The sequence below is a fragment of the Nostoc linckia z4 genome (assembly GCF_002608075.1).
Taxonomy (GTDB): domain Bacteria; phylum Cyanobacteriota; class Cyanobacteriia; order Cyanobacteriales; family Nostocaceae; genus Nostoc; species Nostoc linckia.
Genome location: NZ_LAHA01000018.1, coordinates 38912 through 62251, shown reverse-complemented (window position 1 = coordinate 62251; position 23340 = coordinate 38912). Strand labels below are relative to the sequence as shown.

Sequence of the window (23340 nt, the reverse complement as noted above, 5' to 3'; positions counted from 1 at the left end):
TTAGTGGCGAACATGATTCCTGAATTCTTTTTTCTAAAATCTAATGACATTTTTCAATTAATTTCAGCAATTTGTCTTCAGTAAAACTACGGCAAATAGCTAATTAAATTTATAAAAAATTAAAAAAAAGACGCAAATTTTTGTTGCGTCTTCTTAGCTATCAGAAAATATTTTTACTGTTGAGTTTGCAGTTTTTGTTGAAAGTTTATCAAACAGAATAAAGGCGTCAGTCGTAAGAATTCAGTCGGGTATTTTGTACGACTAGCGGATGAATAATCTGGTTTAAGACCCCCACCAAATCTACAATTTGGTCGTCTTCTCCCAAGGGGAGACGCTACGCGAACAATCAGTAGCGGGTCTGAATCCCCTATCGATTGATTGCTGAATTCTGTATTCTGAATTCTGTATTCTTCTTCAAATATCAACAAAATCAAACTTTTACATTGCCGCAAAGCTAATTTTCAGATAGTCATTTTCCATCTTGGCTCCGGCTGGTTGTAGTGCTGCTAGGGCTTGTGGCAAAACTAAATTACGACGGTGATTCCCAATAGTAATATTCAATTCATCCCCAGTTTTACTGAGTTGAATTTGGTTTTTCGGAATACCGGGTAAGTAAAGTTCTAAACTGTATTGGTTTTGCTCTTGCACAACTCGAATAGTCGTTTCTTTGTAATAAACCTGAGTTGGATCTTCATCTTTATAAAGGGTTTCCTTCAAGCGTTCTAGTGCAGCCAGTCCGCACATTTCCTCAGAGAACAGTGGCACTTCTTTTATCGGTAAAGGATGGAAATTATCATGAATTTCCTGGCGATACTGCTCCTGATTTTGTTTCCAACGTTGGAAAAATGGGTCTTCTACTTCTTTGGGGATGATACGATTAGCCACAACCAAGTCCGTGGCAACATTATATAAACTCAAGTAAGCATGGGCGCGGAGAGATTCTTTAATCACCATCTTTTCGGGATTAGTCACAAGACGCACTGAGGTTTGAGTATTATCTGTTAATACTTTTTCCAGAGCTTCAATTTGTTCGTAAAACTCATAAGGTGCATCCATCACTTCTTTATCTGGTAGCGAAAAACCAGCAATTGGTTTAAACAGAGGTTCCACCAAAGGTCTAAGTGCTACTGAGATATTTTGAAATGGTTTATAAAAACGGCGCATATACCAACCGCCGACTTCCGGTAAACTCAGCAAGCGCAATGCTGTGCCAGTGGGGGCTGAGTCGATAATCAAGACATCAAACTCACCTTCATCGTAGTGGCGTTTCATCCTTACCAAGCCAAAAATCTCATCCATACCTGGTAAAATTGCCAATTCTTCCGCTTGTACCCCTTCTAAACCCCTTGCTTGTAAAACTTGGGTAATGTAACGTTTCACCGCACCCCAGTTTCCCTCTAGTTCTTGCAGTGCATCTAATTCTGCACCCCACAAATTTGGGCGAATTTTTCGGGGTGCGTGTCCCATTTCCAAATCAAAACTATCTGCCAAGGAGTGAGCAGGATCTGTACTTAAAACCAAGGTTTGATAACCTAATTCTGCACAACGGAGTCCAGTTGCAGCAGCAACGGAGGTTTTACCCACGCCGCCTTTCCCAGTCATTAAAATTACACGCATGGATGCTTCTTTCCTGCCTAAGGATTTTTACATTTATTTACAATTATCGGCTGTTTAAGGAAAATAAATGCTGCTTTAACACGTTTAGGCGCAAGCAGATCAATAATAAATATGTGGGACAATCCAGCTATATTGCCATATTGACTGCTATTTATATAGTATAGGAATCCGTTTTGATTCGCAGAACTACTCGTAGAGACACCAAATAAGCTGATGCGCTTTTAAATTGCATAACTCAATTCGTTAGAAAGACGCTCTTACACGGGGACACACCAGACACAAAGATGCAATTTGAATGACGATTAGCTTGTCAATATTTACTCTAATTTATCTGTTGGGTTTTCCTGTAACAGTAGATCGAGCTTGGTTTCAATTGCTGAAAGTTTTTTCAGAATTGTAGGCCGATCGCCATCAACAGCAACTAGTAAATTAGCTATCTTATCTTGTATGTTCGTTAATTGTGTCAGTGCATTCTGAAGTTGAATCATTCCTTCTCGGAGTTCTTGGCGTTCCTCTCGCGCTTCGCTGATTTCATCCAACATAGCTTGGACTGTTTTAGCATTACTCTCAATTAGATGTTTGAGTTCTTTATCAGTCATTGCCATTGCACTTTCAAGTTGAGTTTATTATCGATCATAAGTTGTAGGTTGAATGGAGCGATCGCTAAACTCAATATTTACAACAGAATTGGTAAATTCACCAATTAGAATCGGCTCTTCGCGGAGTTATGTACCTTGTATTGTATCCTTGGCTACCTGTGGGTTTGGTGCTTACTACTCTAGCTGTTCAGCTTCTCGTTCTGCTGCTTTTACCCTTTCTTCTGGAGTCGCTACTAACTGCTTATCCGCGTTAGAAAACCGTAATTTTGACTCATACACTCCCAAAAATAACTTTAATTGCTGACTCCACAACCAGCCATCAGCATTTGCTTCTATAGTTTGATACTTAGTTATCAAACAGAATAAAGGCGTCAGTCGTCAGAATTCAGCTTGGGAATTCTGTACGAGTGGCGGATAGCGCAGCGTAAAGCCTGCGGCATGGCTTCGCTTAGAGCGACGTAGGAGCGTCTGAATAATCCGGTTTAAGACCCCCACTAAATCTTCTCTTTCAGAGACGCTGCGCGAACGATTTAGTAGTCTTCTCCCAAGGGGAGACGCTACGCGAACAATTAGTGGCGGGTCTGAATCCCCCACTAATTGATTCTGACGCCTTGGCGGAGCGTCTCCGGCTTTGCTCCTGAATTCTGACTTCTGAATTCTTCTTCAATGCCTCTACTGTAATAGTAATCAGCTATTAATTTCTGGCAATATCAATTTTTTGCAGAGAAAAAATGCTGCTTAATTACGTCTAGTCGCGAACAGTTCCAATAATCAATGTGGGAGATAATTAAATTCTCAGAATTAAGACCTAATTCACTCCAACCAGTAATGGAGATACGTGGCTTCCAAGGAACAGGGGTATTCCAACTTAGTGTCCACTCTGTTTTAATTGTATTTCCCAAACGTTCAATATTGTGTAAATCCATCTTGGGATTTAAAAACCAAGTTTGGATGAAATTAATCATTTCTTGATAGCGTTTAACTCCACGAAATTTATTCAATGGGTCTTGAAAATAAACATCTGGAGCATAAATACTGTAAGTTTGATTGACTGGGAATCTTTGATAGTCTTGTTTGAGAATTTCAATGATATCCATTTTATACTTCATCCCATAAGCGTTGTAACTGACGCCGCCAAGCAGCTAGGGTTTCTTCTCGCGCCTCTGGAGTCTCATCGATTTCACCCATGATTCCTTCTGCATAAAAACGTTCTAGGTTTTGAATGGTAGCTTGCAGGGATTGTCCTTGTAGTTTTGCAACTTTAATAACTTGGCGGATACGGGTTTCAACTAAGCGATTGAAGGCATTATCTATACCTATTTCATGTAGAGAAATTAATCGGGCGATCGCTCTTTCAAAATCCACTTTTACCAAAGTAGTAATGTTATGGTGGAACACTGCCCAAATTTGCCCATCATACAAAGCATACCGTACTTCCTGAGTTTCATCAAAGTTAGCTGACAAAAATTCTGCTAAAAAAGATTGGGCTTCTTGTAATGGTAATACTGGTAGCAAAACTCGCAGCCAAGTATTATCTTTAGACAGTAGCACCAAAAGTTTAAAAGTAGAAGTATTGACTTCCCAAGAATTAGGGGTGCTGGCATCAACATTTGTGCCAAATAATTCTGTTAAAGTAGCCGTAATTTCTTCAGGTGTCATAAGCAAAGTAGGAAACACTATCAGGATTTACGCAGCGAGATGATTTGTTGAAGTCGGGAATAAGCCAAACAGGGGATTTTTTCATGCCCTATGCCCAGCCCAAGCCCTCAATTTTTCATTTACCATACGTAATACTAACTGTAATTGAGGGATGGCTTCTTAGCTCAACTCAAATTTTATCATCCGTGGTATTAAGGAACTCCAAAAAATTATTCTGGTTCAAGCGTTGACTGTTGACTGTTAACGGTTAACCGTCAACAGTCAACAATCTTCTATGGAATATTTTTTACTTGGAAGTCCCTACAGTGTTTACCTTCGTTTCTGGCTTGTCGATCAACTTGAGCTTGCTTTAATTAAGAGAATCAATTAATTTTAAAACTCGTTCTTTAACTTCATCACGAACGCGACGAAAAACTTCAATTGCTTGTCCTTCTGGGTCGTCAAGTTGCCAATCTTCAAATACATCTCTTAACACCCATTGTTGAGGTAAATTAACCCCACAACCACATAATGAAATCACAGCATCATAATCTTCAGCTTGAAAATCACTTAAAGGCTTCGAGGTTTGATTGCTAATATCAATGCCAATTTCTGACATAATATCAATAGTTTTTGGGTCTACATGACTTGCTTCTAAACCAGAACTAACAACAGCAATTTTCCCTGCACCTAAAGTCCGAGCAAAACCTTCCGCCATTTGCGATCGCCGAGAATTTTTCTTACAAACAAACATCACCTTTTTCATCACTAATTACCCACAGCAAGACTTACTTACACCCTGTGCCACAGCCACATTTTTTTCCGGTGCTGTATCTGCTACCTTCACCACAAACACCTCCCAACGGTTACCATCTGGATCTGTTACCCAAACTTTATCTTGCAAAGCGTAGCAACAATCAGTATTATCTTCAGTAAATAATGCCAATCCCGCGTCTGTAAATCGCTGTATCGCTGCTTGTACTTCTTGCGTACTTTCAACTTGTATCCCCAAATGAGATAATGCACCGCCAGACTGCACTTTATCAGTTAAATTCAAAGTTAAATTTAACGCTGGATTCGCAATATCAAATTTAGCGTAGTCAACCTTATATTTAACAGGTTCCACACCAAACATTGCCCGATAAAAAGCCACAGACTTTTCAATATTAGTCACATTCAAAGCTACATGAGTTTTTAAAGTTGCCATCAATTTTGCTCCTTTATTCTTGGAAATCGCGAAATCCATAAGAAAGCTGTCGATATACTATCACTGCTAATTGCGCTCCTAAAATAGGCGCAACCCAATAAACCCAATGATGCTGCCAAATTCCTCCCACTAAAGCCGGGCCAAAGGAACGCGCCGGATTCATACTTGCACCGGTAATCGGCCCCATAAATGCTGCTTCCATTCCCACCGTCAACCCAATGGCTAACCCTGCAAAACCAATATGGGCGCGTCGGTCTAATCCCGAACCCAAAATGACAAACATCAATATAAAAGTCAGAACAAATTCTAAGACCAACGATTGCAACCAATTGCCATTTAGCGGTATCGTCGCCCCCAAATTGGCAACTCGCCCCAAACTAATTAATAGTAAAGTTGAAGCGGCGATCGCCCCCATCAACTGTCCTAAAATATACGGCAAAACTCGCTTTTTCGAGAAAAATCCACTACTCCAAAACGCTAACGTTACCGCCGGATTAAAGTGTGCATCGCTAATGTGCCCCAAAGAATAAATCAACGCTGCAACAACAGCACCAAAGACAAAACTGATACCAATATGTGTAATAGCACCTTCACTGAGGTAGTTCGCCATCACTGCACCAGTACCCGCAAACACTAAAATAAAAGTGCCAATTCCCTCTGCTAAAGCCTCTCGCCAGCAAGACACCAGCGATTTACTTAGCCAAATCTGCAAACTTGACTCCATGCCCCTTGCAGGCATATCAACGTCCTACATTTCAAAAAAAGTTGATGCATTAGATACTATTTCAAAAAAAGTTGATATGTCAAGTATTTAGCTTTGCATAAGTTTTGTAGGGAATTTTTCGATAAAAACTCTGCGTACCTTGGCGCTGACTTGGCGTTACTCTGCGTTTCAAAACGCTACACTAATCACAGCAGGGACGTACAGATGAAATTACGCTATTAAGCCTAAAACCTGCCAAATATTCTTCTAAAAGACTAAATTGGGGCAGATTTAAACTGTAATAAATCCAGCGTCCTTCCTGACGGGAGTTAACTAAGCCAGCTTCCTTGAGGGTTTTCAGATGAAAGCTTAATTTCGACTGACTTACCCCCAAGGCTTCGCACAAATCGCACACACATAATTCTCGCTGTCGTAACAATTCCAACACACTAATCCTCAGTGGTTCGGAAAGGGCGTGAAAGCCCGCAGCAATTAAATGAGGAAAAGTGGCAGCGGGAGTTTGCATGAATTAGGTTTTGATAATCAAGGAAGAATTCTTTTCACGTGAGAATAGGCAAGTATTTTTTCATCTAATCAACTAACGACAACGGCGATCGCTTTTCAAGCAGAAACTACAGCTTCCGGTTGATAGCGGATGCCAGCTTGCTTCAAGCGATGTAAAGCTTCACCCAAGCGATCGCAATCTGCAATCAAACTAATTCTCACATATCCTTCACCGGCAACCCCAAAGGCATTACCTGGAGTCACCACAACGCCTGTTTGCTGCAACACATTCAACGCAAAATCTGTGGAACCCATCCCTACAGGACATTTCACCCACAGATACATCGTCGCCTTGGTTTTAGGAATATCCCAACCCAATTGCCCTAATCCTTCAATCAGGAAATCGCGGCGGGTGCGGTAGCGTTGTTGTACTTCATGCAAATACACATCTGGCAGTTGCAAAGCGGTTTCGGCTGCTGTTTGTAAGGCGGCAAAAATGCCGTAATCCAAGTTAGTTTTCAGCGTCCGCAAACCTTGAATCACATGACGGTTACCCACCACAAACCCAACGCGCCAACCAGCCATATTGTAGGTTTTAGATAAAGTGTGAAATTCCACACCAATTTCCTTCGCGCCGGGAATTTCTAATAAGCTAGTAGGTTGATAACCATCAAACGCTAACTCGGCATAACATAAATCGTGTACCAGCAAAATTTCATATTTGCGGGCAAAAGCGACGATTTCTTCAAAGAATTCGCGGGGTGCGGTGGCGGCGGTGGGATTGCTGGGATAGTTGAAATAGAGGATTTTGGCTTTTCGGGCAACTTCATCGGGAATGGCGTCTAAATCGATTAACCAGTCATTCTCTGGTTTTAGAATCAAGCTATGAACTTGACCACCAGCAATGACGGGGCCGCGAAAATGGGCGGGATAGGCAGGAGAAGGAACCAGAACTACATCGCCTGGGTTGATGTAAGCGATCGCTAAATGTGCTAATCCTTCTTTAGAACCGAGTAGCGGTAAAGCTTCGCTATCAGGGTCAAGAATGACATCATAACGCCGACGATACCAATCAGTAATCGCTCGGCGGAAACTCGCAGTGCCTTCAAAGGGAGGATAACCGTGATTGGCGGGATTTTGTAAAGCGGCCATTGCAGCTTCTACCACTGGTTGTGGTGTTGCACCATCGGGGTTTCCCATGCCCAAATCAATTAAATCTAAGCCTTGTTCCCGTGCTTTAGCTTTTAGTTCATCTAAACGGGCAAATACATAAGGCGGTAATTTTTGTATGCGTTCTGCTGGCACTATCCAATTTAAACTCATGCTTCAACCTCGTCACTCATTCCCTTGGGCGAAACTCGATTCATCGTATCTCTACTATCTATAGGTGCAGTGGTAGAAACCATTGCCGCCATCAACTGTTCCAGTGCGACTTTAAAAGGTAGTCGATGGATGTCAGAATTAGGAGCTAGGGCAATTTCGGCGGCTGTTTGCAACTCACCTAGTGTAATATTGCCCAATCCCAAATCACTTAATTTCTGGGGTAGTCCAATTTCTGCGTAGAACTTTAACAACTGTTGCCGCGCCGATGCTGCTAGTTGATTGTTTTGTAGCATTTCTTCTAAACGCAGTTGCACCAGAATTCCCAAAGCAACTTTTTCGCCGTGAATACTGCCGTGTCCCGAAATGTGCGTTAAACCATTATGCACTGCATGGGCGGCAACAGTACGACACTGCGCTCCTCCTAATCCGCCAACTACGCCAGCAAGTAGCACACTGGCGTCTACAACTTCTCGCCAAACTTCACTACCTGGTTCTTTAAGGGCGGCGGCTGACTTTTGCAAGAGGATATCTCGCAAAACTCGTGCTTGTTGGAGGGCGGCGATAATTAAAGTGTCTTGTAAATGCCCGCTACTAACTGAGGCTTCGTACCACTTAGCGATCGCATCACCAATGCCAGCGATTAAAGTACGTTGCGGTGCTGTTTTAATCAAATCATAATCGAGTATCAATAAATCCGGACAACGAGACAGCGCCACATCATAAAGAAATGCCCCGTCTTCTGAATAAACATTAGACAAGGCACTCCAAGCTGCACAGGTAGCCGCAGAAGTGGGAATCGTCACCACTGGTAGCTGTAATTGTTGCGCGACTAATTTCGCTGTATCCAAAGCTTTGCCGCCACCAACACCGATAATCACATCAGCTTTATGTTCTTTGGCTGCCTTGCGTAAACTTTTCAAGCTAGCTTCACAACAATCTGGACTATATGAAGCTTGGGCAGTCTGTAAATGTTGGTTTTCTAAAATTGGTTGCAGATTTTCTTGGCCGATCGCAAGAGTGCCTTCTCCTGCCACAATCAAAGGACGATTTCCCAAACCAATGATTTCTGCTGCGGCGGCTGGCAACACACCAGAACCACGGATTACTTTTGCTGGGGCAATTGTCAGGGTAAATAATGAACTAGAAGTTTGAGTAGACAAAGAAGGTTGAGTAGAAAATTGATTAGACATATAAACTAGTGTGCCAAAACTTTGATATTTCTTAACCAAATTGACTTTTCCTCAGGGATACTTGTTGCCAGCTTTAAAGATGACGACAAATTTTACACCCCTTCAACTGGATTTTAGCCGAGCCATGAAATAGCAAAGCCTGTTGCCCACCGTTTAAGTAATTTGACGACATTGCTTGAATCTATGCTGCTCATCGATCTAAAATTCCGAACTATCAAAGTTTTGAACAACCGTATAATTAAATAACATTAGCACTCTTAGATTCCCAAAAAAAGCGTAGTTTACCGCCGCAGGCATCGCTAAGTGGGGTTTTCTTCGTAGTCCTACCATTCAAGCAATTGCAGCTACAGAATATATCAACTAGGGGCGTAGATTTGTACGTCCTACAGCCAATTCATTTGCTGCAAATATTTTTGCAAATGGCAAAATCGGTAACTAGAAAAACAACTGACAGATCGCAATTGCCAGTACCCATTACCCGCACGCTAATTAATTTTTGCTTACAGTCTAACCGCTAAAGTGTGAATATCTTAATGTGAACTACCTACATCAACCGCTACGCAGTATGCTGTAGGCTTCCCAATTCAACGGCAACTACCTCCAGGACTCTATAATCCTATCGGTCTTAGATTGCCTCCAAGGGCAGGAGTCCTGATTCCCAAGACCCATAACTTTCCTTGCAACCTGTACCTATTAGCTTGGTTTTCGCTTACGGCAGTGAGGGTCAAGATGGTTCAAGTTTACCACAACAGTTTGCTCGTTTCGTCGCTGTTACCCTCCCTCGTGCTTCCCTTCGGAACGCTATGCGAACGCACATTAGTTGAGGAACGCTTGTATATTTACAGTATCAGTAAATACAAAATAAATCATGTCATCCTGGTCACAAGCATTGGAAATGGGGCATAGGGCAAAACCCTTCGGGTAAAGATAGGGGAAAAGGTTAAAGGTTAAAGGAGGGGTCTTTGCTTCTTCCTATGACTTTGCCCCTTGCCCTTTGCCCCTTTCCCTTTTTCCCATCTCCTCATCTCCCCTTAAGCCTTCGATTTCGGCAATTGGGCGAATTTGTCTTGATAGATTTCCACTGTCATTGAGGAGTTGTCACGAGAAATTAGCGATCGCTTGACTTGACCCAAGTAAACTGGGACAGAAATCCCTGGTTCTGGGTGCAGAATGGTACGGGCGCGGACTGTTAGCTTGTCGTCTTGGAGTGTACCCGAACGACCATAGGAATAAAGATTGCTGGCTGCTTGACGTAAGGTTGCATCTAATTCTGTGGGAGAAATTTGGGGTGACACCGCGATCGTCGCTTGTGTTGAGCCATTGTCATAAACTAGACTGTAGCGCACTGCTCCGGGAATCACAGTACGACTCAAGGGGACTATGGACAGTGCAAATAAACCAGCTGTTAGCACCACCATAAAGCCAGTTGTACCCACCAACCGAAAGCGGATGCCCCATTTGAGAACAAAACCCAACACTGCTAAAGCAGCGAATACCAAGGTGGCGATACCAGACCATTGGGTGTATTGAAAAAAGTCAGCTGTTGTGAGCATAAGGTTAGTTACTGAGGCGTCTTTCTTTTCGTTACCGACAACACCATTTTACTGATACATCGGCCAAACAGGGCATGGGGCATTGGGCACTTGTACTGAGCGTAGTCGAAGTATGGGGCATTGGGCAGAAGAGGCTCCAGGGACTCCAGGGGAAAAACTCATCTCCCCTGCTCCGTCATCTTCCCCACTCCCCTGCTTCCCAAAAATCTTACCGCCACTCGCCTTGCACCACAAACGCCGCCCAATAATAAGGTGCATTCCATTGCTGAGTTTGCCACATTTCCAACTGTGCGGCACGCAGCGCGGCTACTGGTGTCAAGCCTTTTTGTAACATCTGTTGATAGAATTTGGTCATCAAGTTGGCGGTTGCTGTATCGTTGACACTCCACAAACTGACAGCAACTCTTTTTGCTCCAGCATACATAAAACCTCTTGTCAAGCCCACTAAACCTTCTCCTTTCACGTCCTTTCCAAGTCCGGTTTCGCAAGCGCTAAGAGTTACGAGTTCAACGGGTAAATTGAGGTTGAAAATATCGTGGAGGCGGAGAAAGCCATCGGTATCTTCACCTTTTTGGTTGACTAAAGATAAAACGATTCCTGACAATTCTGGGTTAATAGTGTTAATCAGTCCGTGGGTGGCAAAGTGTACCATCCGGTATTGTGCAAGATTGGGATTGGTAGCGGTGGTGCGGGAAGCCTCAAAATCTAGGGATGATAGGCGTTGAGAAGTATTGCTTACTAGTTTGGTAATTGCATCAGCTTCTTGGCGGCTGTACTTCAGGCGGTCAAGAACGACGCCTATATCCCGCGCCGAACGTACTACTTCGCTGGTTGTTGCGGCTGCGGCAGTATGATTATTTGTAACCTGCAAGCGTGTATCATCGCGGTTAAAAACTGGATCTGCCAGAATTGCAACGGTTTTAGGTGCTGGCGGTCGGTTTTTGAATTCGCGTCTTTGGATAGCGATGGTTGAAGCCGAGGGAAGCAAAACGATTTCGTTTTGTACCAACAGAGGAGTAAAGTTTTCTTTTGCGTTCTTTGGTAAGGAAGAAACAGAGGTTTCAGGGGTAGGTAAGGCGGCGAAGGGAATTGATTGCAATGCACCATCACCAACAATTAACAAACGTTTTCCTTTAAGTTTGCTGGCGACAGGACTGAGTAACATTTGACTTAATCGCTGACCAATTTTAGGATTGACTTCTTGGCTTGATGTGACTTGCTTGTAATATGCTTGGGCAGTTTCTTCGATAGTTTGGCGATCGCCCAATTTATAACTGCTAATATCTGTCTTAGTAACTGCCCAAAGATAACTGTACTTTTTGCCTAGCGAATACTCTAAAAGTATTGTATTTTCGTCAAGTACTTCATTTTGAAGTTCTTTGAGTGTCAGGGGTTGCGGTTGAGTTAATGCAGCATAACGGGGGCTTTTGAGACGAATTTGTGTTTTGACTTCTTCGAGTTGATTGAGGAGTGTTGCTATTTGTTGTTTGATTTGGGCTAATTCTTTTTTAGTGTATTGTCCTTGGAGTAGTTGATACTTGCGAAATTCGGTAGCGTTAAGTTCTTTTTCCAGGCTTTGCTGACGTTGAGATAATTTTGCATCTACTCCTTGACGAATGTTTGCACCGGCTTCGGTAAGCAGTTCGATGAGACTGCGGGCGCGGGCGCGTTCGCTGGCGTGGAGGGCTTGGGCGTTATATCCTTTGTTGGGTTGCTTTTCGTGCAACTCCATTAATAAGTCAATGTAGAATTCATAATAATTTTGCTTTGAGCCAAAATAACTTGCTCGCAATTCCTCATTTATCACTTTAGAACGTAATTCTTCAATAATGGCGATCGCACTTTTGATACTATCTACAGATGCTTCCAGATTTCCTTTTTTTCGTTCCACTGAAGCAATGTTGAAAAGTGCAACGGCTTCTCCTTCCTTATCACCTATTTCACGGTTTTGCGATAGAGATTGGTGAAATAATTCCAGAGAGGTTTCTTTCTCTCCTACAGAAGAATAAAGAGTACCAATATTACCAAGTACAGAAGATTCTCCTTCCTTACTCCCTAGTTGACGCATCAAATCTAAAGCTTGATTGTACAACTCAAGCGCTCGTTGTGTGTTCCGCAAAACCCAGTGAGCTTTACCCATATTATTAAGAGTAACTGCTTCACCATACTTATCTCCCGTCGCACGTCGCAAAGATAAAGCTTCTTCGTATAGGCCAATTGCTGTTAACTCATCATTTAAATTATCGTAGACGAGCGCCATATTACTAAGAGTATTTCCTTCTGCTTCGGCATCGCCTATACTACGTGATAGGGATAAAGCTTCTTTGTAAATTTCTAGGGCTTTTTGTTGTTGTCCCAATTCATCATAAATAATGCCGATCAAATTGAGGGTATTGACTACTTTTGCTGTCTGACCTATTTCACGCCTCAAAGATAAAGCTTGGTTGTAATATTCCAGAGCTTTTTGTTTTTCTTCTAATTTCTTGTAAATTCCACCAATATTTCTCAGAGCAGTTGCTTCCCATGCCTTATCTTTTAAAGTACGATACATAGATAAAGATTGGTTATAAAACTCTAAAGCTTTTTGGTTTTGTCTAAACTTATCATAGGTTCTACCAATAATTAAAAGTATATAGGCTTCACCATTACTATCGCTAATAGTACGATATAGCGATAGAGATTCCTGAAGATATTCCAGACTTTTTGCCATATCTTCAGAATGATAATAGACCGAAGCAATGTGACTGAGAGTAATAGCTTGTTCAAATTTGTTACCAAGATTGCGGTTAATAGACAGTGCTTGATTATAATATTCAAGAGCCTTTTGTTTTTGCCCTAAATCTAAGTAACTCGTGCCAATATCATCCAGGATAATGGCTTCCGATTTTTTATCATTTAAAGCCCTAATTAAAGATAGAGATTGATTGTAAAAATTAATAGCTTGTTGTTGATTGCCCAAATCAAAGTATGCTTTACCAATATTATGAATGGTATTAGCTTCTAATTCTTTATCGTCAATATCGCGCGAGAGTTGTAATGCCTCTTGTAATTTGAAGATTGCTTCTCGTAATGATGCTGGTGTGCCTTGATTATATAGTTCTATTCCTTCCTCATATAATTTGTCAGCAGTGGCACTTGTCTGTGGCGATCGCGTAGTTGAAGATTGAGCAAAACTCGCCTCTATTTGTCCAACTATGGTAACTACTGTTTGCGAAACTAAGACAATACTTGCAAATAAGATAAAGGATTTTTTTTGATACATTTTCTCAAATTCTACTAAAAAATACTGGGGATTGGTTAATACTTAAAGCTATAGATCCCCGACTTCTTTAAGAAGTCGGGGATCTTGTTCTTCATTGTTAAAACTCCATACTTTTACTGTTGGAGTCTTTTCCAATTTTGAATTCTGACTCCTGTTAGCGGTAGCGGGGCGTTTAGCCCATTCTGAATTCTGACTCCTTGCTTATGCCATCGCCTGCAATAACATCCCTGGTTTTACAAGACCTTTAACTGTAGCAATTCCTACTAATCCAGTACGCGATATTAATTGCACCTCGGCAGAGTTAGCTTTATTGACACCCATTGCCCTAAATTGGGAACCTTCTTCTATATTTCCAACATCAACGCCACCAAGCCAAAGTTTTGCTCGATTACCAGTAATTTCGGTAATCACAGCATCGGCTGTGGTATTTGCTGCATCAACGAAAAATATAGGTTGTTTTTCATTCCTGCTTTGAGGCTTGACTTCAAGGATGGGTGTTTGTTCGTAATCTTCTTGATGTAAATATTCAAGTACTTGGGCGATCGCTTTTTCTGGGGTGCTGCTATTTTGCCAGAGATAGCGTGTTAGTGGATAACTAAACGCTCCTGCATAGAAACCATTAAATCTTGCATCGGCGGCGGTTTGTTCGGGGTTTGTGGCTGCGAGTATTACACCTTTGGCAACTCCAGCACGATAGCGGCGGATAAATTCTGAAGGCGAAAGGTTGAGTTTTGATAGCCATTTTCTTTGATAGTCTTTTTCGTTTGCTGAAATTAGGGCTGACTTACCACCAGGACGCGATCGCACTTTGTAATTCCGCATCGCACCACCTGAAAAACAACTATCCAAAACCGCTGTAAAATTTTCACTTTGACAAGCTGACATCAACAAAAATAACGTGTGCCCCATGATGTCTTCCACTGTACCGCTTTTTTCGGGATAGCCAGCAGGCAAACCCGAATCTACAGGGACGAAAGTACCGTTTAATCCTAGTTCTTCAGTTATGGGATTTGGATCGTAAACTTGCGAACCATGCCCGGAATAATGAAACACTACCACATCATCGGACTTGGCTTGTTTAATTAAATGTTCTTCAAATCCTTGAAGAATACCAGTACGAGTTGCTTTTTTATCTGTCAAAGTCAAAATATCTGTTGGCTGGAACCCAAACCGATATATGAGCAAATGGCGCATCGTTTCAACATCGTTAACACAGCCTCGTAGCGCACCTTCTCCAGGATATTTGTTAATCCCAACCAGGAATGCAAGTTTGCGTGGTGTAGTTTTTGCGAGAACTTTACCAAAGCGATCGGCTTGCGTAAAGAATTGACTTAATCCAAATCCCGCAACACTCGAAGCAGTAAATTGCAAAAATTGACGGCGATTGAACGTCATATTTATTACTTACATCCCAGAGATTTTTTCCAAATTATGGCATCTCGTGTATGTAAACAACCATATAGAAGTGTAATTTTTTACAAAATATTTAAGAAAGAAATGATCAAAAATAATGACAAAAATCAGAAAATAATTTAATGTGAAAATTCCAATTTCTTGCTGAAAAATAAACATACAAAAGGGCATCTACAAGAGATGCCCGTCATGCAGGAAAACCCCAAAGGGTTGTCCCTACACCTTCCCAACAATCAGCAACAGTGACTAATTAGGTTTTAGTCACACTCACAGTCACAGACGTGAATATAGTTATGTTATTAACTTCAACCTTTATATGTCCCCAGTGCATACACTGAAAAACAATAAAGAAACTTTTATTTAAAAATATTCAATCTGTAGGTTGGTGGGAAAATCATACAACTACTGCACTATAAATATCTACAACTGACACACTCTCAGAGCTTTTCTATTACCCAGTCCCTAATCTCCAATCGCCAGTCGCCATTTCAATTAGATGCAAGCTTTTCTTGTTGCTTATAGTGATTTACTACTCCACAAGTAGCAGCCAAAATTAACCATGAAAGAGTATTCAAACGAAAATCAAAGAGGGTTACGTCTACAGTATTTAATAAAATCCACCCCACAACGGTGAGAAGATAACTGAAAATTAGCAATCTATCTCCTGTATCTATGTGTTTGGAATTTCGCAGTAATTGGACTCCTGTAATCAAAATCCAACCAAGTAAACTGCAAAATACAAAAGTAGCAATAAAACCAGTTTCAGCAGATAACATTAAAAACAAGTTATGGGGATGACCCAACTTAATTTGCATCTGTGCTTTGTAAAGCGCAGTAAAACTACGTAAGCCCCACCCCGTCCAAGGATGTTGCCAAGCTAAAGACCAGGCGAACTCCCACTGAGTTTTTCGCATCAAAGCCACTGGTCTATCTGGATACAAATCGTCGTTTAACCTTGCCCAAAAGAAAGCAGGAACGTACTGGCGAAAAAACTGAGCGATTGCTGAGGGAGCAAAAGCCGCTAAAAGTACGCTGGTGACGATACCGACAACCCCACCGACAAGAATCCGCCAACCCTGATACAGTGCGTAAGCTAAACAGGTAAAAATAGCGATCGCCCATCCATTACGCGAATTGGTAAAAATCAAGGTGATGAAATTCATAATCACCACGATGGTTAGGAAGATAAAGGGGAGTGGGGAGTGGTGAGATGTAGCTTTATCTTCTCTTTGGGAGACGCTAGCGCGAACTCGCAGGGTGGGAGACAAGGGAGAGGGGGTAGACAAGGAGAGAAGTCTGATCGGAGGTTTCCGACCATCGGAACTTCGGAGAGAAAAATGGCTACCTTGTCTCCCTTGCCTCCCCATGCCCAATTTCCATTGTTCCAGCCACAACCCTAGACTGACGATGAACACTATTACTAAGTAAGCTGCAAAGGTGTTGGCGTGCAAGAATAATGAAGCTATTCGCCCTGGTGGATTTCCTCCTGGTGCGATCGTCCATTCCAAGACAATCCACAAAATTTTTAACTTAAAATTCCAGCCTAAAAATAATTGTCCCAAGCCGAGAATCGTCACTGGCATTGAACCTATCACCAAAGCCCAAGCCATTTGCCGCAATTGGAAAGTTGTTTGAATCAGGGTGCTGAAAGCGGCGAAAACGAGAAAAAATGGTAAAAAATTAAATAAGCCGAGGAAGGCTTCTATTTTGTTTTGGGCAAAGCCACAACTAACTATTAGCAACAGACTTAAAAGGGCAAATCCCCAATTGAGGGGGCGGCGGCTAATTTGGCGGTATTCTTTCATCCAAGTGATGAATGATACCAAAACTACAGTCACAGCCCCCACAAAAGGACTCAACGGGTAAATTAACAGTGCTAATAAAGAGTAGTTCCAACGGCAGTTGAAATGGTAAAAAGCTTTATTCAAGCTGGCTCCCAACATTCAGCGCGAGTGAGACGAATTTGAGCTAAGGCGAAAATAGTGGGGATGATGCGACCATAGTTAGTAGCGATCGCTCTCCATCCCAAGTCCGCAAAAAACCAAGCCCACATCACTGGCCCAATCACAGTAAACATGGTGCGAACTGCTCCATAACGAGCTGCACTCACCGTCATACCACGTCTGGCCATTTGCATAGTTACATAGCTTTGAAACTGAGTTGTTGCAGCTTCCGTGCCTTTAATGGCCGCCTGTTTAGCTACTTCGTAGGTGGCAAGGTGTATGGCAAATTGACGGGCAATTTGCTTGAGTACAACTGGTTGGAGGATGGAAGTAACAACCAACGCACTACCGCCTTTAAAAAGTAGCCCCAAGGGATCGCGTTGCAATAAAAGTGGTAAAGGTTGTTTTAAATCTGATTTGATAAGCTGACGCTGTATCCGTAGAGTCAATTTTTGTTTTTCTTGTTCTGGCAATTTTTTCCACACCTGTCCTAGCAGATGTAAAAATACTTCTGCTTCTAAATCAACGGTTGTCAACTGATTAGAATAAGTAATTTTTAGATACTTGCATACTTGAACGAGTGCTTGTCGGTAAGTTACTTGGTCTGTGCGTCCCCGCAATACTGTAATCCCATCTGCCGCCAAAAAGCGGAAGCGACCTTCTAGTGCATCTAGCCAAGCTTTACGGTCTTGGCTTTGCACTTCGATGGGTTCGGGTGTATGAACGTAGTCTAGGGGATTGAACTTACGACTAAATAAAATTGCCGTTAAGTCTTGTAGTTCTTCCTCAGTCGCTAACTCTAGCGCCGCCCTCATCTCATCCAATTTTGCTTCCTCCTTTCCGTGCAGCTTTTCTGTACCTTATTCTACTATTAGCTTTCAGCAGTCATTAGTAGTAATTTTCTCGTTTGTCATTTGATGATAACTAACGATTGAGAGATAAGTCTCTTGCCTGATTACCTTTCTGGTGCAAAGACACTAGTTATAGCTTGCTTCTATGAAGGATTACTAACCATGACAACTTCAAAAGATTCATCCCTGAATGAGGACTTACGCAAAAATAACGTAATTTCCTCAATAGAGGGGGTGGGTTGACACTCCCCCTGACATTGGGATTGCTTCCCTACACTACGTTCCAGTCGCAATGACAAAATAGTACTTGCGTAATTCCTCACAAGATAATTTCATCATTACGAGCGATCGCGTAGTAATCCCAAATAATTTGTGAAATATTACGTGTTAGGGTTATTGACAGTCAACAGTCAACAGTCAACACCGATATTGTTCACAACTGAAATAGCATTGCTATATATGAGTCCTAGACTTTATACTACTCACCTTTCCATCTCAGTAGTAGTTTAAATACTTAGAGGACTCACACCAAATAATTGAAACAACGTAGACACAAAGTTCTCACCATTAATGTCAATTCAAGCTCAAACGCTTATTACCTCCCCGAAGTTCGGGGAGGGGCGGTTTTGCGCCAGCAAAGCCGGGGTCGGGTAACGCCAAGCATGATGGTAAGTTAGTAAATTCAAAATCGCGTTTTTACAAGGGTTTTACCTTAAGTTGACACCAATGAGTTCTCACTCCCAACTCCCAGCACAACTGACTATCTTTGACTTCAACTTAGTATTAGTCACGCTTTCAGATAATGTGAACTTTTTAAACGTTTTTACTCAATTATTTCATCTGTCGCTAGACTGATTTGACAGTCTAGCAGTTGAGTATTTTCCAGCTTAATACAACTAATGTGCAACAAATAAATTCTGTCTATGAAACAGTAAATTGTCTAGCAAACCTAAAAGTAATCTTAATTACCAAAAATGTTAAATTTAACTAAAAATTTATAACCAAGACAAGTTGCCTTCTCCTCATAATCTTGATCCCTCAAAATTTATGCTGCGTTTTATGTAGATTTCTGCCAAAAAGACATAATTTTGAAATAATAAGTATTATAAATATAAAATATCGTAGCTTCTCAATCTAGCCCGTGCTGTTTTGATACAAAATACTTGAAAAGTAAGTATAAGCTTTAACTCAAATCAGCACAGTAAAATGTTTGATATTTTACCTTCATAAAAGGCTAACTTCAGAGTCTATTGCATCTATCAGTTGAATCATTTATAACTGATCGTCATGGCAACTTTACATCTAAAAAAGTTGTTTACTTAATTAATCTTTCACTGAATTAAAAAAGGAGTTTAAAAAAATTATGAAAACTGTAGTTAATTTGACTCAGCAATCAGTAATAGGAGAGATTGAAAGCGTTTTGGATACATATCCATATCATCCATATCAGCAAGCCTTTGCAATTCCTGACTTGCGCCAAGAGTTAATTGCTTTCGTCCTCAACCGCATTCCCTCTTTTTACAGTGTCATATCTGACGGAAATATTCCCCTAGCTGAGGCTGAACAAGAAAGCTTGCTAAACTATCAGTTGCCTCGTAAACGCTTAGAACAGCAACTACATTTACAAAATTTAATTCACCAAGGTATTTGCTCAATCGTTCAAGAAAAGTCAGATTGGATTAGCCATCACCTTTGTGAAATAGTTCAACTTGGTTGTGAACCTTCTCATTGGTTTGGCTAATAGGCCTGACGTATAGCTAGCGGGTGTGGGGACTGATGACTGATGACTGATGACTGTTGACTGTTGACTGATGAGTGGAGAGTTATTATTCTCCCCTACCCCCAGCACAGACCTACCCCATCTCCCTTGTCTCCCTTGTCTCCCTTGTCTCCCTTGTCTCCCACCCTGCGGAAAGCTTAAGCTACATCTCCCCAATCCCCAATCATTACTAAATTATTTAGATCAAAGCTTAAGTATATTGTTCTTGACGTGTAAACTTTGACAAATAGTATGTTTAAAGGACATTGCCAGAACATGAAAAAAATAACTGCTGTGATGCTAGTAAGTATAACTATGACTGTGGGGATGGAAGCGTTGAGACCTAAAGTCGCTAATGCCCAATTATTTTATCCACCAGCGAGCGATCGCCATTCATTAATGGTAATGGGTCAAGGACTAGTAAGAGTACCAGCGGATACAGCGGATATTGAATTGGTATTCAGTAATAAAGATAGTAATGAAGAATTACAAACGCAACCATCAACACTATCCCAAGTCCCTGGGAGAACTTTATTAGTTCTCTCATCAAATGGCAAAACATCAATAGGACAAAATCCACTTACACCTGCTTTAGAAAACAAACAATCCTTAACTAAAGCAACTCTCCAGCCAATAGTTAATAGCTTAATTGCCAATGGAATCAGTGCTGATAAAATTCAAGTAAAAGTTAACAATAGTTCCAGTGAAAATAATGCCAAAATATTAGTGAGAGTGGAAAAACCAACCCGCGATCGCATTCAGGAAATTGTTGGTACAGCGAATCAAGCAAGCAGCAAAATTGAAAACTTAAGTATCAATAACGTCGGCGTCGAATATGCAGTTAATGATTGCCAAGCTTTGCAAAATTCTGTTTATCAATCAGCAATCAAAGATGCTCAAAGTCGCGCTCAGGCTTTAGCAAGTGCTATGGGTGTTAAACTTGGTGCTGCTTCTGTAGCCGAGCCATTTTACACCTTATTCTATCCTTCGTGTAATTCCAAATCTGGAGTTACTTTACCGTCTTTTGCTAGTTTTTTATTGACACCAACTTACGATCCTGATGCTCCAGCAGAAGTAGAGATGAAAAAGGATATTTATGTAACATTTACAGTTAAATAAGTATTTTTATGAACTACGATCGCATTGAAGTTAGCCTTAAAGGTGAAAGTGCGATCGCAGTATATTCCAACAAGAAAATATAGGGCTTTTATATTATTCTATTTTTTTATTTATAAATTCATCTAAAAAGAAAATATCCACTTTAGCTGAGACTCAATGAGTAATTTTAAACTTTAACAATGAAAAAACTCCAGAAATGTTTGATGACAAATCTGGAGTCAGGAAAGATACGCATTTACCTATATCAATTTTTTCCATGAATGAATCCTACGTCATCCGGGTATACACTCAAATATTGTAACTTATGTTTGCTAATACTTCAGAATATTCTTACTTCCTACTCAAATTACTATAGGACTCTGATTTAATTTGTGAATAAAATTCCCTACGCTTTAATCTTCTATAAACCTGTTGCCTACCCACATAGACATAATCACATAGGACTGCTATATCTTTGATTACAACTTAGTATGACTTGCTGTTGTAGTTTTAGTTTACTACCTTCAACGCAAAACAGCCCCAGTTCTGCTGGGGCTATATTGCGAGAGTTGTTTGCTACTGGAAGGAGTACACCAAAAATGATGCTCCGTGTTAGATATAAATAATTCAGTATGCATCCTCTTTCAAGCTTGTTTTGGTATATCCGGATGATTTATAAAATTTTCGTAGCTGTCTCAAAAAGAAACTCCAGATACGCCTATGGCGCTCTGGAGCAGTAACAGGTTTCTAACATAAATAAATTTTTACCTATGCGATCGCTATATGTCGTTAGGGTATATACTCAAATGTATTTTATGTCTCATCAACCCCAAATCGAGCAACAAATTACCTTCTTTTATACCCACAATCTCAATGCATCTACAGAATTCTACGAACAAAAGCTAGGGTTGGAGTTGTGGCTTGACCAAGGTACCTGTCGAATTTACAGTGTTACTGGCTCTGGATACTTGGGATTTTGCCAAGCAAGCGAAACATCAATTCTTTCACCGGAAAACCAATCATCTGTTATTTTTACCTTGGTGACACAGCAGGTGGATGAATGGTTTAAATATCTCCAAGAACGTGGCGTCAAGTTTGAAAAGCCACCCACAATGAATAAAAGGTATAATATTTATCACTGTTTTTTACGCGATCCCAGTGGTTATTTGATTGAAATTCAAAGTTTTGAGACTAATGACGAAAAAAGACATAACACTTAGTTATGTCTAGACACTGAATTTACAGGGCAGGATTTGTACAGGTTAGAACTTGCTGATTTACTGGGGTACATGATACAGATTAATACCCTATGGTCATCATCGATGGGCATGTACCTTTTCTTCTACAGAGTTATCAAGGCAGTTTGGGACATTTATGCAGCCAGCCAGTATTTTTTACATTTCTTAACAATTAGCTGCGTAGACATAGCCGTTCTTAGGTATCACTTTTGAATTGTTCATTGCTATATACTCGTTGCTCTAAAAATATTTCACATCAACTTCGGAAAATCACTTACGATTAAAAATTCTTTGCGTTATTCTTATGGTGAGTATTTAGGCGAACTTGATATCACGGGTTTTTCGGGCTACTTTTTACGCTACATACCTTGGCAATAATGCTGATTCTAGAGTTATTATTTTTAAGTAATTATTAAGATGTTCTCTTAGGGTGACTACATGAGTGCCGTAAGCCTGAAATGGGTAAACACGACATTACAACTCAAAGGTTCAGTAATAAAAGCCATTTACAAAAACGTTTTATGGTGCGGGATTTTTGGATTTTTTGTTTCTATACTTCATCATTTGGATAAGCCTGTATCCCAACCTATTTTAGGTAGCGTTATTCCTAGTATTGTTTTGGGCTTGTTACTTGTTTTTCGGACAAATACTGCTTATGAACGATTTTGGGAAGGGAGGAAATGTTGGGGTTCTATAGTAAATAATGTCCGAAATCTAGCACGGCAAATTTGGGTATCCGTTGACGAAACCTCTCCAGAAGATAAAAATCATAAAATTGCAGCATTAAATTTATTAGTAGCTTTTGCTGTGGCCACTAAAATACACTTGCGTGGAGAACCGATTAATGACGAATTAGAAGAATTAATGTCATCTAGTAAATATGTGAAGCTAAAAATTATGAATAATCCTCCTATAGAAGTAGCTTTTTGGATAGGAGATTATTTACAGCAACAATACAATCATCATTGTATCAATAGCTACCAATTAACTTCAATGCAAGAATTATTGAATAATCTTGTGGATAATTTAGGTGCTTGCGAACGGATTTTAAAAACCCCAATGCCACTGGCTTATGCAATTCATCTGAAGCAATTACTGATACTATATTGTTTTCTACTGCCGTTTCAAATTGTCAATAGCCTGGGTTGGTGGACAGGTATGATTACTGCTTTAGTCGGTTTTACATTGTTTGGCATTGAAGCCATCGGTTTAGAAATAGAAAATCCGTTTGGGTATGATGCTAATGACTTACCCTTAGATGCGATTTGCAAGACAATGAAGCACAACATCGATGATTTAATGAGCTTAACTCCAAATACGCGATCGCCTCAAAATCATCCCACTTATTAACTAAACTTAGTCATTTAATTGACTATTTGCAACCTCACACAAACGAAACAGATAGGGAACTCTAAAAAAAGAAACAACAGCATATCATCGTT

At 40.7% G+C, this 23340-nt stretch carries 21 protein-coding genes; 4 read left to right on the top strand and 17 right to left on the bottom strand.

What is annotated here, in order from left to right; all coding sequences use genetic code 11:
* Window positions 1-438: 438 nt before the first annotated feature.
* The 17 genes from VF06_RS16410 to VF06_RS16335 form a co-directional block, all read right to left on the bottom strand.
* A complete protein-coding gene (locus tag VF06_RS16410; RefSeq protein WP_099067459.1) occupies window positions 439-1617 on the bottom strand; it encodes a TRC40/GET3/ArsA family transport-energizing ATPase in 1179 nt (392 codons plus the stop codon).
* Window positions 1618-1934: 317 nt separating this feature from the next.
* On the bottom strand, window positions 1935-2216 hold the full coding sequence (locus VF06_RS16405) for a hypothetical protein (RefSeq protein ID WP_099067508.1): 282 nt from the start codon (window positions 2214-2216) through the stop codon (window positions 1935-1937).
* A 174-nt stretch (window positions 2217-2390) separates the two neighbouring features.
* Complete coding sequence (locus VF06_RS16400) at window positions 2391-2573, bottom strand: hypothetical protein (RefSeq protein ID WP_100793649.1); 183 nt, start codon at window positions 2571-2573, stop codon at window positions 2391-2393.
* 21 nt (window positions 2574-2594) lie between these two features.
* Window positions 2595-2810, bottom strand: a complete 216-nt coding sequence (locus VF06_RS39215; protein WP_143861696.1) for a hypothetical protein — start codon at window positions 2808-2810, stop codon at window positions 2595-2597.
* A 116-nt stretch (window positions 2811-2926) separates the two neighbouring features.
* Window positions 2927-3313, bottom strand: a complete 387-nt coding sequence (locus VF06_RS16395; protein WP_099067460.1) for a C6orf136 family protein — start codon at window positions 3311-3313, stop codon at window positions 2927-2929.
* A gap of 1 nt (window position 3314) precedes the next feature.
* The gene (locus tag VF06_RS16390) at window positions 3315-3875 is read right to left on the bottom strand and encodes a hypothetical protein (protein WP_099067461.1); all 561 of its coding nucleotides are present in this window, start codon (window positions 3873-3875) and stop codon (window positions 3315-3317) included.
* Between the two features lie 349 nt (window positions 3876-4224).
* Window positions 4225-4620, bottom strand: coding sequence for an arsenate reductase, glutathione/glutaredoxin type (arsC, locus tag VF06_RS16385; protein ID WP_180267308.1), 396 nt, complete (start codon window positions 4618-4620; stop codon window positions 4225-4227).
* Between the two features lie 6 nt (window positions 4621-4626).
* Complete coding sequence (locus VF06_RS16380; RefSeq protein WP_099067509.1) at window positions 4627-5061, bottom strand: ArsI/CadI family heavy metal resistance metalloenzyme; 435 nt, start codon at window positions 5059-5061, stop codon at window positions 4627-4629.
* A 13-nt stretch (window positions 5062-5074) separates the two neighbouring features.
* Window positions 5075-5785, bottom strand: coding sequence for an MIP/aquaporin family protein (locus VF06_RS16375; RefSeq protein ID WP_099067463.1), 711 nt, complete (start codon window positions 5783-5785; stop codon window positions 5075-5077).
* Between the two features lie 181 nt (window positions 5786-5966).
* Entirely contained in the window at window positions 5967-6290 is a 324-nt protein-coding gene (locus VF06_RS16370; protein ID WP_099067464.1) for an ArsR/SmtB family transcription factor, read from the bottom strand.
* 95 nt (window positions 6291-6385) lie between these two features.
* Window positions 6386-7591, bottom strand: a complete 1206-nt coding sequence (locus tag VF06_RS16365) for an aspartate aminotransferase (RefSeq protein ID WP_099067465.1) — start codon at window positions 7589-7591, stop codon at window positions 6386-6388.
* Complete coding sequence (locus VF06_RS16360) at window positions 7588-8781, bottom strand: iron-containing alcohol dehydrogenase family protein (RefSeq protein ID WP_099067466.1); 1194 nt, start codon at window positions 8779-8781, stop codon at window positions 7588-7590. Before VF06_RS16360 ends, VF06_RS16365 begins: the two co-directional genes overlap by 4 nt.
* A gap of 1031 nt (window positions 8782-9812) precedes the next feature.
* A complete protein-coding gene (locus tag VF06_RS16355) occupies window positions 9813-10334 on the bottom strand; it encodes a Ycf51 family protein (protein ID WP_099067467.1) in 522 nt (173 codons plus the stop codon).
* 208 nt (window positions 10335-10542) lie between these two features.
* Entirely contained in the window at window positions 10543-13596 is a 3054-nt protein-coding gene (locus tag VF06_RS16350; RefSeq protein WP_099067468.1) for a CHAT domain-containing tetratricopeptide repeat protein, read from the bottom strand.
* Window positions 13597-13797: 201 nt separating this feature from the next.
* Entirely contained in the window at window positions 13798-14991 is a 1194-nt protein-coding gene (locus tag VF06_RS16345; RefSeq protein ID WP_099067469.1) for a caspase family protein, read from the bottom strand.
* Between the two features lie 506 nt (window positions 14992-15497).
* On the bottom strand, window positions 15498-16952 hold the full coding sequence (locus VF06_RS16340; protein ID WP_099067470.1) for an O-antigen ligase family protein: 1455 nt from the start codon (window positions 16950-16952) through the stop codon (window positions 15498-15500).
* Window positions 16934-17776, bottom strand: coding sequence for a YaaW family protein (locus tag VF06_RS16335; RefSeq protein ID WP_099067471.1), 843 nt, complete (start codon window positions 17774-17776; stop codon window positions 16934-16936). The genes VF06_RS16340 and VF06_RS16335 overlap by 19 nt, the downstream gene beginning before the upstream one ends.
* A gap of 1390 nt (window positions 17777-19166) precedes the next feature.
* Between VF06_RS16335 and VF06_RS16330 the strand changes: the two genes are divergently transcribed.
* From VF06_RS16330 to VF06_RS16315, 4 genes are all read left to right on the top strand, one after another.
* Window positions 19167-19544: a hypothetical protein gene (locus VF06_RS16330; protein ID WP_099067472.1), complete on the top strand. Its 378-nt coding sequence runs from the start codon at window positions 19167-19169 to the stop codon at window positions 19542-19544.
* A gap of 294 nt (window positions 19545-19838) precedes the next feature.
* Window positions 19839-20681 carry an SIMPL domain-containing protein gene (locus tag VF06_RS16325; protein WP_180267309.1) on the top strand — a complete coding sequence of 281 codons (843 nt, stop codon included), beginning with the start codon at window positions 19839-19841 and terminating at the stop codon, window positions 20679-20681.
* A gap of 794 nt (window positions 20682-21475) precedes the next feature.
* Window positions 21476-21880: a VOC family protein gene (locus VF06_RS16320; protein WP_099067474.1), complete on the top strand. Its 405-nt coding sequence runs from the start codon at window positions 21476-21478 to the stop codon at window positions 21878-21880.
* 456 nt (window positions 21881-22336) lie between these two features.
* Window positions 22337-23248: a bestrophin family protein gene (locus VF06_RS16315; protein ID WP_099067475.1), complete on the top strand. Its 912-nt coding sequence runs from the start codon at window positions 22337-22339 to the stop codon at window positions 23246-23248.
* The last annotated feature ends 92 nt before the right edge of the window (window positions 23249-23340 follow it).